Here is a 12723-nt window from a genome sequence, read left to right as displayed (position 1 = left end):
CTAAAATAAGGCAATTAGCAAATTGAAAAATAGAACCCCGTTTCCTTAATGAAAACGGGGTTATTATTCATTATTCTTCTATTTTTTTAAATACAAGTGACGCATTATGCCCGCCAAAACCTAGTGAATTGCTTAGTACAGCTTTCACTTCTGCTTGTCTTGCTTTGTTTGGCACATAATCAAGATCACATTCTTCGTCAGGTGTTTCATAGTTGATTGTTGGAGGCAGAATGTTTTCCTGAATTGCTTTTACTGAGAAGATAGCTTCAATACCACCTGCAGCACCAAGCAGATGTCCTGTCATTGATTTAGTTGAACTTACAGGAATCTTGTATGCTTGCTCATTAAAGACAGCTTTAATCGCTGCTGTTTCGAATTTATCGTTAAAATCAGTACTTGTGCCATGTGCGTTAATATAAGAAATGTCTTCTAAAGCAAGACCGCTGTCCTCAACAGCCTGCTTCATTGCACGTGCACCGCCTTCTCCGCCAGGAGCTGGCTGAGTAATGTGATAGGCATCACCAGTCGCTCCATACCCAACGATTTCGGCATAGATTTTAGCTCCGCGCTTTTTAGCAAATTCATATTCTTCAAGAATAAGAATACCTGCTCCTTCTCCGATAATAAAACCACTGCGGTTCTTATCGAAAGGACGGCTTGCTGTGTTCGGATCCGGATTTGTTGATAGAGCACCTGCCTGGCAGAATCCTGCTAATGCCATATCTGTAATAGGTGCTTCAGTTCCGCCAGTAACCATAACATCAGCATCTCCGCGCTGAATAACTTTGAATGCATCTCCAATAGAATTTGCACCTGAAGCACATGCGGTTACCGTACAAGAGTTCATTCCTTGAGCACCAATTGCAATTGAAACCTGACCTGAAGCCATGTCAGGTATCATCATTGGTACAAAGAACGGACTAACACGTCTTACGCCTTTTTCTTCAAAAATCCTGAACTGCTCTTCATGTGTATCCATTCCGCCTATACCTGAACCAATCCATACGCCAACGCGAGGTGCGATGTCTTCTGTGATCTCCAGGTTAGCATCTTTTACTGCCATCAGTGATGCAGCTACTGCAAATTGTGTGAAACGATCCATTCTGCGTGCATCACGTTTATCCATAAATGCAGTTGGATCAAATTCAGTAGCTTCTGCTGCAACTTTTACCGGAAACTTTTCAGCGTTTCTTCTAGTTAGCGGTCCTACCCCGCTTTGTCCTTCTAAAATCTTTTTCCATGTTTCTTCTACACTATTTCCAAGAGGAGTTACGGCTCCCAAACCAGTTACGACAACTCTTTTTTTCATTGTAAAACCTACTCTCCTTTATAAGGTTTGTTAAATTCAGCTTATCTGCCCCATCGAAGTGCAAGTGCACCCCATGTTAAGCCTCCGCCGAATCCGACAAGTACGATTGTATGATCTTCTTTTATTTTACCATCTTTTAGTGCTTCTTTTAATGCCATTGGAATTGACGCTGATGATGTATTGCCAAATTTATCAATGGTTACGATCATTTTTTCTTTCGGTAGTTCCAGTCTCTCCCTGGACGCTTCCATTATTCTAATATTCGCCTGATGGGGAATCAAAAAGTCTACATCTTCTTTTGTAAGACCTGCTTTATGAACAACACTCAACGATGTTTCTCCCATTTGTCTTACAGCGAACTTAAAAACTTCCCGTCCGTTCATATGAATAAATTCATTCTGGTAAAGATGCTTAGCACCTGTCCCGTCAGAACCTAATTCAAAAGAAAGTATCCCTCTTCCTTCGCTTACTGGGGACAGTACGGCTGCTCCTGCACCGTCACCGAACAATACAGCTGTATTGCGGTCATTCCAATCTGTAATTTTGGATAGCTTTTCAGCCCCTACTACTAGTACGTTTTTATAAGTGCCTGTTTCAATAAATTGTTTTGCAACCACTATCCCATAAATAAACCCTGCACATGCTGCGCTGACATCCATTGCTACTGCATTCTTTGCTCCTAAATAATCTTGAAGCTGACACGCTACAGAAGGAAAAGGATTATCCGGTGTTACGGTTGCTACAACAATCATGTCAAGGTCTTCTGCTTTTATGCCTGCATCTTTCAAAGCTTCTTCAGCAGCATGTCTTGACATATGTGAAGTTGTCACAGATTCTTCTGCAATTCTGCGTTCTACGATTCCGGTACGAGTTCTAATCCACTCGTCATTCGTATCTACCATTTTTTCAAGGTCGGAGTTCGCCAGAATTTTTTCCGGGATATAACTGCCCATCCCAATGATTCCTGCATTCATACCATTACCCCTTTGCCTATAGTTTTAAATAAATTAATATCAAATATTATGACCTGGTACTAATTTTATGTCAATTCCGGTATTTTGTCTAGTTAAAGTTGATTTCTTTCACCAATACAGGGCTTAGGGCATATCCTGTAAAGAAGAAAAATGTAAGTTTGGTGAAATTGATATTAGGAGTGGTTCAAAATGCACAATCCTCTGCATCAACAACAGCCAATGTATCCTCCGCAGTTTCCTGGACGTTATCCGATGGGCCATGGGCAGCAACAGCCCCTTCATATGCGACAGGGAATGCCTCCTCAAGCCTTTGGCGGGCCTGGATTTAGAGGAATGCCTGCACCGTTTCAGCAGCCGTTTCCGCCGCGCCCATTTTTACATTCTTTCAGAACGCAGGAAGGCTCTCTGGACTACAATAAGATTTTTGCTGTGATTGATCAATCTGTCAAAGTTGCACAGCAGATATCCCCAATTTTCTCTGCGTTTAAAAAGAAGTAAAAAAAGCCAACCCGCACAGGTTGGCTTTTTGCTTACATATCTGATATGTTTTCTTCTTTTCCGAGTTCATATGCGTCATTCATGACATTCATTAAAAGCTGAAGCATTGGCTGAATGTCTTCCATTCCCAGCTCAATTCCTTTTCGCTCTAAAAATGCTTTGGCCTCTGGCATATGAGACATAGCAATCTGCATAAATTTCATGTTAAGTTCATTGTTCATCGTTAAAGTTGCCTCCTCTTTATGTAAAATGGACAATAGTTCAGTCCCTTTCTTATTATAAAGAAAAGAGACACTTCATGAAACTCATTAATATGACTATTATCGAGTACTTTTTTGCAGTTGAACTAAAAGATGGTCCCAGACTTATCAAACTGTCTGGAACCACCTTAATAATTTAGATTTCATTTGATTTTGGCTTTGACTTCTTGTTTTTAAAATGCATGATCTGTTTTTGTATGCCTTCTTTGATCTTTGTCTTTGCTCGAAAGCCGAGTTCAAGTTCAGCTTTCTCTCCCTTAATGCGCATTTTCCTTTTCTCCGTAAAAGTCAGCTTTTCAGCTTTTAATTCTGTAAGACCCTCGAGCCAATGGTTTGGTTTTCCGCTTGAAATATTATAGATTTCATTTTTGGCGGGTGCTTTACCAGCTAAAAATAATGCTTCTGCAGCGTCTTCTACAAACAAAACATCTTCAGTAACTGTATCTTTTGATATTTGTTCTTGTCTTTTATCATCCTTGGATATCACTTGCTGATAAGTGTGATGCTCCGGTTGTCCTGGTCCGTATACAGTGGGCAAACGCATAATGACAAATGGAAAATCATTCTGTTCAGCCAATTGTTTAATCATATTTTCTTCTGTCAATTTTACAAGACCAAAAAGTGTTTCAGGATTCTTTGGAGAATTTTCGAGTACTTCTCCTTGCCTCTTTCCATAGACATCATATGAAGAAACATATATGAGCTTGGTTTGCGGGTTAGCAAACGAAGCGACTTTTTTCAGAACGGAAACATGCCTTTGAACTTCATCTTCAATATTTGCCCATGGTGCTGCAGGTTTAATGGAACAAGCAAGATGGAATATAACATCACACCCTTTTGTGTATGGCTGCAGGTCTGTTTCGTTTATATCGTATGGGAGATATTGAAAACCAGCATGGCGTGCAATATAATCGATGCGGTCTGGTGACTCTGCCATATCAATTCCGACCACATCAACTTCTTCATCCAACAAACGGCTGCACAAATGAAAACCGATAAACCCTGCTGCCCCTGTAACAAATGCCTTTTTCATGTATGAGCCTCCAGTTTCATTTTTCTCTTCTTATTATCCTATGGGAGGAAAGCCAAGAATACGATACTTTTTTTGCATCTAAAAACCCCATTGCCCTTTTTAAAAAGAAACAATGGGGTTAAAGCACTTTTTCATTTTCTCTAAAAAATTCCCTGAAGGCTCTGGCGGGATTGAATGTATTTTCTGGTACATGGATTAAAAGTGATATTGGAGCATGGATTTCTAGTCTTCTTTTTTCATAAATTCTGCTATGATCACGAAAATTAAATGCAACTCCTCTTGCAGCATGCCATATTTTCACGGGTGTTTTTGCATGTAAATCTTTAATTTCTGGCAGTTGATCAATAAGCGGAGAGATTTGAAGTACTTCTACATTGTAAGCAGAACTGATTTCCCTCACTAGCCGCTTAAAGAAAAGACGATTCTGCATTTCGTGGTTAAAGTGATGCTTCAAGTCAAAACAAGGATTTATGAAAATGGCAGAGCGTATATGAGATTCCATTTCTTCCATTAACCGCAGTGCAACTAAAGTACCCATGCCTTCTGCAATTAGATGTATGTTTGGATTTAAAATTTCGTGTTTCATGACATAATGGTACAGCCTTTTCGCAAGGGTAACAGCTTTTGGACTTCCCCAATGGCGTCCATAAAGGTTCGAATAAAAGATCGTATATCCTTGTTCTTTGAGGGATTGAATTAGATGGGCGCGTTCAGTGCTTTGTTTCCAAAGACTGGTATGAGCGTCAACGTAATGGCTGCAATCGCCGATGATCATAACTGCAAATCCATTCGGGCGCTCTGGCAGATGGATAATATTCCATTGATTGTCTATTTGGAAAGTGCGTTTATCGATACTCACATTTCTCCCCTCGCATTAGCTTTTCTTAACTAATGTATGCAAGGGAAAAAAATTAGCCAAAGTTATCTGCCTAAGTTTTTATGAATTGAGTTCTTTTTTTAGCTGTTCTAGAGCCTCTTTCCCTTCCGGAGTAAGGTTCTTCTCGTCTTGTTCTTCCAACGCCTTAAGTTCTTCCCACTTTTGCTCCATATCGCAGCCCCCTCTTTAAAAATGTTCAAAGTGTCAGCATTGCTGATATATGTACTCCTTTCTTTATTTATGACACTCAATCCTGTTAAGCATGAACATTTTATGAAAATTTTTGATATTTCTTACACCCAGGCGTATAAATTCTTGTAAAGAATCTTTTCCTTTGTCTCAACTTTTGTTACTATACAGTAGGGTAAAGAATTCGTTTACATAAAGAGGTGAATGTAGCATGCGTTATATTTGGACGTTAATCTGGTCTTTATTGTTAAGTAATATGATTTTTTATGTACTAGTCTCTATGCAAGGCGGAACATTCGATTTTGTAAAAGCATCGATCTTTGGCGTTATCTTTACAGTCGTAATTTCAGTTATTGGTGAATTATTGCCAGCTAAAAGCGAAGAGATATAAAATGAAAACCCGGCGAAATGCCGGGTTTTTGTTTTTTATGTTATGGTTTCCTCTTATATGTCCATACACGGTTGTGATTTGTTGTTTCTGGAAAACGGTCACCTGCTGACAAATGAATTTGCCGAGGGTCATTGACCATGCTTCCAGTCTCGCCAATCTCAACATATATGCCGTTATTTGGTGCTTTTTGACCGTGAGTAAAATGCCTATGCTGCCCCATTTGATGAGCCTCCTTTCTTTTATAGGTTACCCGCGGTTTGCGTGATAACACTTGCTAAAAAAAAGAAAAGATTCACATCAAGGAGAAAGTTTAAAATGCCCCTGAAACTCCTGCAACAGCCTGAAGCGGAAACATACATCTGTATAATTGATAACCTGCAACGTTATATTGCGATTGGGTGTTCCGGGTTTCGTTCGGTTTGTTTTCTACATAAGGAATTGCAAAATAAACATTTTGCTGATCTACATATTCTATAAACCCTGAGTATGTCATTCCATCAATCAACATCAGCTGTACATGCTGGTTTCTGTTCTTCATACAGGTTTTATATATCTTTTTAAATGGATTCTTGTTTATGCCAAGTGCCTGCTGAATCGGATTCTGCCCTTCAAATTGATTTGGATACATAATACGCCCTCCTTTTAACTCATCCTATTCAAAGAAAAAGAAGTTGGTTCAGTGTCCTGTTTATACAATAAGGCTCATTTCCAAAAGATTGTGGTTTTTTGGCTTTGCCTCATTGCATCATTGCATGTTAATTGAAGCGGAAGGGCGAGACTCCTGCAGGATGAGTGGGACAGGTGAGACCATTCAATGTCGCAAGGCGACGAATGGGCTCACCGCACACCTGCGGAAAGCGAGCCCTGCAGCGGAAATTAACCTCATTCAAAAGCAACAAAGTTTGCCTAAACAGCCTACAATTAAGAAGGGTTTGATAATTTTATGGAGAAAGGTGTTTGTGAACTTTGCAAAAGGCAACCCGTTGATCTAACCATACATCATTTAATTCCTAAAGAAGAAGGCGGCCGTTTTTCGGATACCGCACAAATATGTATCCCTTGTTATAAACAGATTCACTTTTTATATACAAACGCAGAACTTGCCGCGCTTTATCCTACAGTAGATTCATTAATACATGCACCTGAAATGAAGAAGTTCATCAGCTGGCTAAGAAAACAACCCGCAACCTCATTGCCTCGTATGAAAAAATCAAATCGGCTTAAACGGAGGAGAAAATAAATATGAAGGAACATGTTGGACGATGTGAGATCTGTAAGAAGGATTTATTCTGTATGGATGGGTTCTTTCAAGGTGAAATAGACCCTTCAGGAAAGCTTTTTTGTTTTTCATGTTATATAGAAGAAAAAAAGGAACCCAACGAATAATCAATCGTTAAATTCCTTCGTTAATATTTTTCAGCCTCCGCTTACAGGAGGGATAAAAGCTATTGTATCGCCATTTTTTATTTCAACTGTTAAATCAGCATATTCCTCATTTACAGCAACGAGTGCATTTTCTATCCCTTTAAGTTCTCCAAGCTGGTTTTGAAGGTGGTCTCTAACCTGTTCAACAGTAACTGGTGTCGCTAAATCCAATGATATTTTTTGAGTACCCGCTTGTTGTGCGAGGCTTGCAAACAGCAAAATTTGCACCATCTATTTCTCAATCCTTTCCGGACGGCCTTCTGGATATTTTTCAGTTCCTTTTTGATTGCCTACCCATTCTTCCCCATCTGTGTAATGTTCCTTTTTCCAGATTGGCACGATTTCTTTAATTCGTTCGATCGCATATCGGCTAGCTTCAAAAGCGTCCTGTCTGTGAGGTGTTGAAACCGCAATCGCAACTGCAACATCAGAGATTTGAAGTGTTCCGATCCTGTGTGTGATTGCTGTTTTTGCGCTCGGCCACTTTTCTTGTATTTCGTCCCCAATTTTTTCGAGCTGCTTTTCTGCCATAGGTACATATGCTTCATATTCCAAATAGCGTGTCTGCTTTTCTCCTGTCATTTCTCTTACCGTACCAATAAAAACAGACACAGCACCTGCGTTATGATGAATCACTTTATCAATAACGTCCTGATTATTAATCGATTCATTCGTGATATTAAACAGTTTCATGATAAGCTCTCTCCTCATTCACCCGACTTGCTATATAATCCATTAAAAATTTTAACCACTTGTCTTCTTCCGTTCTTAAAAAATACGGGAAACTGCTGTCCGCAGCTAGCTTTTCTTTACTAATTAAAGCTACAGGCTCACTGGATTTTATTATAAGATCACTGTCACTTTGATTACGGCAGAGGAGGACACGAGGGTATTGAATTTTTTTATAGCCTTCAATTAATACGCACTCTATATCCAATACTTTATATATATCAATTGCTTTTTCAAGAGGCATTTCGTGATTCATTGAAAAAACAGTGCCTCCTGAAGAAGAGATTCCGGTAATGAAAGCTCCTGCATTTCTGTGACTTTCAGTATCCTTGCCAGAATCCTGTATATCGAGTGTATCTTCATGTCCGTGATGCTTTATGACAGCAGTTTTTATTCTTTGTTGCGACAGCTGCTTCAGCAGTTTTGTTATTACTGTTGTTTTACCGCTGTTTTGGTAGCCGACGACTTGAAGAATAACGGGGAATCCCATGGCCACTCACTCCCTTCACCGTTCCAGGCTAGTACGCCAACCTCACTTCCCTTTTCCCAGCCTCTTGTTCCTCCAGGCAACACAATAAGTGAGTTAGCTGCAAGAAGTGAAGAAACCGATCCTGATTTATCAAGACCTGCGGGTGTAACAACTTTTCCATCAAACCCTTCTGTCAAAACAGCTCTAACAAAACGGGTAAAAGGATTAGGTTTTGGAAAGTCAGCACCAAGAACAGCTTTAACCGCTTTACAATGCGGCTTCTTTACTTTCATACCTGATAATACAACAGGTCTTACAAAAAGCTCGCATCCAACGAAGCATGCAGAAGGATTCCCTGAAAGTCCAAAGAGCCATTTGCCTTCATAGACAGCAACTGTTGTAACACTTCCGGGTCTCATTGCGATCTTATTAAATAAGACTTCAGCCCCTAACTTTTCATAAATCGCTGGAAGATAGTCGTAATCGCCTACAGATACGCCGCCAGTTGTAATTAATATATCTGATTCTTTAAGGCACTCTGTTATATTCTCAAATAAAGAATCAAAGTCATCTTCCCTGTGTTGATACAAATTCACCGCTGCACCCATTGCTCTGGCTTGTGCGGCCACCATATATGCATTGCTGTTTCTGATTTTACCGGGCTGCAAAGGTTCATTAACATCCAGCAATTCAGTTCCAGTAGATAAAATACCTACGACAGGCTTTTTAAAAACAGAGACCGTATGATGACCAAACGTTGCAAGAACTGCGATTAAACCTGGTGTTATTCGAGTGCCTGCTTCAGCAAGCATTGTTCCTTTTTTTGTATCTTCACCTTGAAACGAAATATTATCATTTGATTTAACGGTACGCTTAATTTCAATGAAGGACTCTCCACTTTCATCCATTTCTTTTACAAGTTCAAGCATGATTACAGCATCAGCACCATCGGGTATCTGTGCTCCAGTCATAATTCTTATTGCAGTTCCGCTCTTCACCTTATTAGCTGCAACATGACCTGCACCAATCGTTTCTAAAACATGCAGTTTAACAGGGTGAGTTTCAGATGCATCTGCTGTGTCTTTCGAGTAAATAGCAAATCCATCATAAGGTGAACGGTTAAAAGGCGGTACATCATGCGAAGCAGAAAGGTCTAGTGCCAATATACGATTGTCGCATTCGGTTATTGGGACTTCTTCAGTTCCCCAGACACGGGTATGATTCATGATGCTTTTTATTGCTTCTGAAACAGGAATCGGATTTCTTTTTGCAACAGGCAAAATAGTACCTCCTTAAATTATCAGAAAATAAACACTTTTCAGTTTACTTTTTTATTTAAATTTGTTATTATTTTTTTAAATTATAGAAAGGATGTTGATTTTATGAAGGTTTCTTATGAATATTACCACCGAAGCGGCAATAAAGTAACCATTACCGACATCCCAGAAGAATTTAATGAGAAAGGTGTTTGGACACTACGCATCATGCATTCACTTCAAAAGCAAATTGATGAAATTGATCATATGTACCAGCCAAAAAGAACATATCGCCTTAAATTGGAAGAAACGGGGTAAAGACTACACCGTTTCTTTTTTTGATTTAATATTTTGAGCAATCCATTCAACAGCATTCAAATAGGCAGGACGCGAAACTTTATGACCAGATGTCTTGTCATTCATGTAAACCGATCTCTCATTATTTTCAGTAAGACGATTCACGAAAGGTTTTGCAAATTCATATGGAATCACGGCATCGATCTCACTATGCCATATGAATAAAGGACGGTTATTAAGTTTATCCATATTTTGAACGAGGTCATATTTGCTGATTAATTCATATGACTTATCCAATTCTTCTATTGAAAGAGGCAGCTTATGCCCTGCCTTTTCAATTCTTTCAATTTGCCATCTGGCGAAATCTTCATGAGATGGAGTTCCCATTAATGCACATCCTGCGTTAATATCCTGATTGTTTACAAGCGATCCATACGTAATGATTGCCCCCATTGAAGTCCCGCCAACTGCAATCTCTCTATCAGAAACATAATTATTTTCGTTTGCCCATTCAATGATTGTATTTACATCTTTAATACCTTGATGAACAATGTTCCAAAATTCATATTCCATAACTTTTGGAGGATTGGGAGAAATACGTTCACCATGATGAAGAGCATCTGGCAAAATGACACGAAGACCTTTTTCGGCAAGGGTATATGCAAAATGCAGATTATGTTCTTTCGCACTTGTGTATCCATGTATAAAAATAAAGAGCGGCAGCGGTATTCCTTTATTTTCTTCTTTTTCAGCCATTAAAAAAGTGATATCCCCTATCGTTCCTTTTTGAATCGAAACCAAATGTATCTCCTCTTTCTCTTTTTTTCCATCTTATCATGAGACACGCTTCATTTTCATGAATGAAGACCTGTTTGAATAGACTTTTTCAAGGGAAAATATTACACTTTACGTAAAGCATAATAAAAAGGCAGGTACTTTTGTGACACAACCATACTTAATCGCACTTGATCTTGATGGAACTTTATTGACAGATGAAAAGAAAATTCCCCGCAAGACAAAAGCATTGCTTTTTGAACTGATCGAAAAAGGCCACCATGTGTGCATTTCGACTGGCAGACCTTTTCGTTCATCAAACATGTATTATGAAGAGCTCGGATTAAAAACACCTATCGTAAATTTTAACGGCGCTTTTGTTCATCATCCGCATGATGCTGCTTTCGGCATTCACCATTCACCCTTGGAGCTGGATGTCGCGCAAAGAATTATTAAAGCATGTGAAACCTTTAAAGTAAAAAACATCATGGTAGAAGTACTTGATGAGGTCTATTTAAAAAAACACGATGAAGTCATTGTTAATACCTTTATTATGAATGAAAATCCGCTTCAAATCGGAGATCTTCAAAAAACATTAACCGAAGATCCGACAGCCATCCTCGTCCATCCTGAAGATCACCATATAGGTGAACTGAGAGAAATGCTGGAACTTGAGCATGCAGAAGTAGTTGATCAGCGTGTCTGGGCAGCTCCATGGAACATCATCGAAGTGATTCGTTCAGGGATAAATAAAGCAACTGGTCTTGAAAAAGTTGCGGCTTATTACAACATCCCTCAAGAACGAATAATTGCGTTTGGGGATGAGGACAATGACTTTGAAATGATCGAATACGCAGGACATGGTGTAGCGATGGGCAATGCCATTGATGAACTTAAAGAGCGTGCGAATTATGTTACGTTAACAAATGAAGAAGAAGGAATTGCACATTATTTAAAAAATGTATTACAACTTGTGTAATTCACTTGAAAAAACCTCTGGGATTCCAGAGGTTTTTTATTTTTCCATTTCTTTTATATGATGTTTCATCTTCTTTTTACATAATGTCTTCTTCACGGTTAAAACTAATCATACGGGAGAAAAGGAGGTATTTAAAATGAGTAAAAAAAGCCGCTCTAAACGAACAATTAAACAAGGTGCTGATATGGTAAGCCAAGAAACAACAATGGCATTCAGCAAGAATGAACAAGAAGACCGCAAGCGTGAAAAAGAAGAAAGAAATTCTTTAGGAGGCATATAAAAATGGCAAATAAATTATATCAAATGGCAAGAAATGCTGTTCAGCAGGCTGTTGGAAAGTTTCAAAACTCGGCTAATGAGATGATGGGTAACCAAAATAACACTAACAGCCATACATCACATACGAACCTTTCGAGTCATGATATGGAAGTTGCTCAGAACGCTTTATCCTCAGCTATGGCGAATTCTTCTGATGCAGAACGTGCTCAGCTTGCTGAACTTCAGCAGGAACTTGATGCTCATTCAAATCATGCCGGTACGTCTCAAACAGGACAGCCTCCATCCTTCTCTCAGGCGACAGGCTTAAGCATAGAAGATGCACAAAATCTTTTAGAAGATGACCCAAACCAAAATAAATTGCAATAACAGTAAACAGCTTTCTCTTTTTATGGAGAAAGCTGTTTTTTGGGAAATGATATAGCGGTAAGTGTGTTGATTTTTCTTAAGACTAGTTCACTTAACTCTTCATACCCATATTTATTAAAATGGAGGCCATCTTCAATAACGTAGTTCTCGATATCCATTTCGTTAAGTATTTCAAAAAGAGGTACATATGCGGTTCCCTCATGCTTTGCCACCTTTTTAACGGTCTGGGCATATGTTTTCATTCTTTCGTTCGTTCTTGCTTTTTGCTTTTCTTCGTAAACAGGTGCCGGACTAATCAGGATTACTTTTTTTGCACCGATTTTATTTACCATGTAAGTGAGGTTTTTTTCGAATTCTTTTAAAGGGATGAGTCTGTGATCACTTGAATCATTCGCGCCAAACAATATCGTTACAAAGTCGGGCTGATGTCTCAAAACATCATCTTGCAGCCTTACAAGAGCAGCCCTTGTTGTTTCAGCGGGTATTCCTGCGTTCATAACTACCCATTCTGTTAATTCTTGCCTTAGCCGGGAGGTCAGACGCAACGAACCGTCTTTACTCTTTTCTTTTGAAGTGATGCTGTCCCCAAAACAAACAAGAGTCTTCATTCCCACCCAT

20 protein-coding genes are annotated in these 12723 nt (G+C 39.1%); 7 read left to right on the top strand and 13 right to left on the bottom strand.

Translation table 11 applies throughout. The features are described from left to right. Positions 1-70: 70 nt before the first annotated feature. A complete protein-coding gene (gene fabF, locus ACFQ4X_RS05140; RefSeq protein ID WP_379833479.1) occupies positions 71-1309 on the bottom strand; it encodes a beta-ketoacyl-ACP synthase II in 1239 nt (412 codons plus the stop codon). 41 nt (positions 1310-1350) lie between these two features. Further along, a complete protein-coding gene (locus tag ACFQ4X_RS05135) occupies positions 1351-2283 on the bottom strand; it encodes a beta-ketoacyl-ACP synthase III (RefSeq protein WP_379833478.1) in 933 nt (310 codons plus the stop codon). 189 nt (positions 2284-2472) lie between these two features. Here ACFQ4X_RS05135 and ACFQ4X_RS05130 point away from each other — a divergent pair, with 189 nt between their 5' ends. Beyond that, entirely contained in the window at positions 2473-2781 is a 309-nt protein-coding gene (locus ACFQ4X_RS05130) for a YppG family protein (protein ID WP_379833476.1), read from the top strand. Between the two features lie 32 nt (positions 2782-2813). On the opposite strand, the gene ACFQ4X_RS05125 is transcribed toward ACFQ4X_RS05130, so the two are convergent. From ACFQ4X_RS05125 to ACFQ4X_RS05115, 3 genes are all read right to left on the bottom strand, one after another. Further along, entirely contained in the window at positions 2814-3002 is a 189-nt protein-coding gene (locus ACFQ4X_RS05125) for a ComZ family protein (protein ID WP_379833475.1), read from the bottom strand. A 175-nt stretch (positions 3003-3177) separates the two neighbouring features. Further along, on the bottom strand, positions 3178-4074 hold the full coding sequence (locus ACFQ4X_RS05120; protein WP_379833473.1) for an NAD-dependent epimerase/dehydratase family protein: 897 nt from the start codon (positions 4072-4074) through the stop codon (positions 3178-3180). A 118-nt stretch (positions 4075-4192) separates the two neighbouring features. Further along, positions 4193-4933 (bottom strand): alpha/beta hydrolase, encoded by a 741-nt coding sequence (locus ACFQ4X_RS05115; RefSeq protein ID WP_379833472.1) that lies wholly within the window; start codon positions 4931-4933, stop codon positions 4193-4195. A 418-nt stretch (positions 4934-5351) separates the two neighbouring features. Here ACFQ4X_RS05115 and ACFQ4X_RS05110 point away from each other — a divergent pair, with 418 nt between their 5' ends. Continuing rightward, positions 5352-5531, top strand: coding sequence for a YjzD family protein (locus ACFQ4X_RS05110; protein ID WP_379833470.1), 180 nt, complete (start codon positions 5352-5354; stop codon positions 5529-5531). A gap of 40 nt (positions 5532-5571) precedes the next feature. On the opposite strand, the gene ACFQ4X_RS05105 is transcribed toward ACFQ4X_RS05110, so the two are convergent. Both ACFQ4X_RS05105 and ACFQ4X_RS05100 read right to left on the bottom strand, forming a co-directional pair. After that, positions 5572-5751 (bottom strand): YjzC family protein, encoded by a 180-nt coding sequence (locus ACFQ4X_RS05105; protein ID WP_066288770.1) that lies wholly within the window; start codon positions 5749-5751, stop codon positions 5572-5574. A 90-nt stretch (positions 5752-5841) separates the two neighbouring features. Beyond that, entirely contained in the window at positions 5842-6159 is a 318-nt protein-coding gene (locus ACFQ4X_RS05100) for a hypothetical protein (RefSeq protein WP_379833469.1), read from the bottom strand. Between the two features lie 315 nt (positions 6160-6474). Here ACFQ4X_RS05100 and ACFQ4X_RS05095 point away from each other — a divergent pair, with 315 nt between their 5' ends. Further along, complete coding sequence (locus ACFQ4X_RS05095) at positions 6475-6771, top strand: HNH endonuclease (protein ID WP_379833467.1); 297 nt, start codon at positions 6475-6477, stop codon at positions 6769-6771. A gap of 176 nt (positions 6772-6947) precedes the next feature. Here ACFQ4X_RS05095 and moaD read toward each other — a convergent pair whose 3' ends face one another. The 4 genes from moaD to ACFQ4X_RS05075 are packed head-to-tail and all read right to left on the bottom strand — an operon-like array spanning position 6948 to position 9434. Then, positions 6948-7187, bottom strand: coding sequence for a molybdopterin converting factor subunit 1 (moaD, locus tag ACFQ4X_RS05090; protein ID WP_379833466.1), 240 nt, complete (start codon positions 7185-7187; stop codon positions 6948-6950). Further along, positions 7188-7649, bottom strand: coding sequence for a molybdenum cofactor biosynthesis protein MoaE (locus ACFQ4X_RS05085; protein ID WP_379833464.1), 462 nt, complete (start codon positions 7647-7649; stop codon positions 7188-7190). After that, complete coding sequence (mobB, locus tag ACFQ4X_RS05080) at positions 7636-8175, bottom strand: molybdopterin-guanine dinucleotide biosynthesis protein B (RefSeq protein ID WP_379833463.1); 540 nt, start codon at positions 8173-8175, stop codon at positions 7636-7638. Before mobB ends, ACFQ4X_RS05085 begins: the two co-directional genes overlap by 14 nt. Next, entirely contained in the window at positions 8115-9434 is a 1320-nt protein-coding gene (locus tag ACFQ4X_RS05075; protein WP_379833461.1) for a molybdopterin molybdotransferase MoeA, read from the bottom strand. Before ACFQ4X_RS05075 ends, mobB begins: the two co-directional genes overlap by 61 nt. A gap of 102 nt (positions 9435-9536) precedes the next feature. Here ACFQ4X_RS05075 and ACFQ4X_RS05070 point away from each other — a divergent pair, with 102 nt between their 5' ends. Continuing rightward, complete coding sequence (locus ACFQ4X_RS05070; protein WP_077361738.1) at positions 9537-9728, top strand: hypothetical protein; 192 nt, start codon at positions 9537-9539, stop codon at positions 9726-9728. A 3-nt stretch (positions 9729-9731) separates the two neighbouring features. On the opposite strand, the gene ACFQ4X_RS05065 is transcribed toward ACFQ4X_RS05070, so the two are convergent. Further along, positions 9732-10508 carry an alpha/beta fold hydrolase gene (locus tag ACFQ4X_RS05065; RefSeq protein WP_379833459.1) on the bottom strand — a complete coding sequence of 259 codons (777 nt, stop codon included), beginning with the start codon at positions 10506-10508 and terminating at the stop codon, positions 9732-9734. A gap of 139 nt (positions 10509-10647) precedes the next feature. Here ACFQ4X_RS05065 and ACFQ4X_RS05060 point away from each other — a divergent pair, with 139 nt between their 5' ends. From ACFQ4X_RS05060 to ACFQ4X_RS05050, 3 genes are all read left to right on the top strand, one after another. After that, positions 10648-11460, top strand: coding sequence for a Cof-type HAD-IIB family hydrolase (locus ACFQ4X_RS05060; protein ID WP_379833457.1), 813 nt, complete (start codon positions 10648-10650; stop codon positions 11458-11460). 136 nt (positions 11461-11596) lie between these two features. Beyond that, positions 11597-11740, top strand: coding sequence for a hypothetical protein (locus tag ACFQ4X_RS05055; protein WP_156774253.1), 144 nt, complete (start codon positions 11597-11599; stop codon positions 11738-11740). A gap of 2 nt (positions 11741-11742) precedes the next feature. Beyond that, on the top strand, positions 11743-12105 hold the full coding sequence (locus ACFQ4X_RS05050) for a DUF3813 domain-containing protein (RefSeq protein ID WP_379833455.1): 363 nt from the start codon (positions 11743-11745) through the stop codon (positions 12103-12105). Positions 12106-12125: 20 nt separating this feature from the next. On the opposite strand, the gene ACFQ4X_RS05045 is transcribed toward ACFQ4X_RS05050, so the two are convergent. Further along, a complete protein-coding gene (locus ACFQ4X_RS05045; protein ID WP_379833454.1) occupies positions 12126-12713 on the bottom strand; it encodes a GDSL-type esterase/lipase family protein in 588 nt (195 codons plus the stop codon). Between the last annotated feature and the right edge of the window lie 10 nt (positions 12714-12723).

Origin of the sequence: Fictibacillus halophilus, from assembly GCF_042680145.1 — a bacterium.
GTDB lineage: Bacteria > Bacillota > Bacilli > Bacillales > Fictibacillaceae > Fictibacillus > Fictibacillus halophilus_A.
This window is presented reverse-complemented; position numbering and strand designations above follow the sequence as displayed.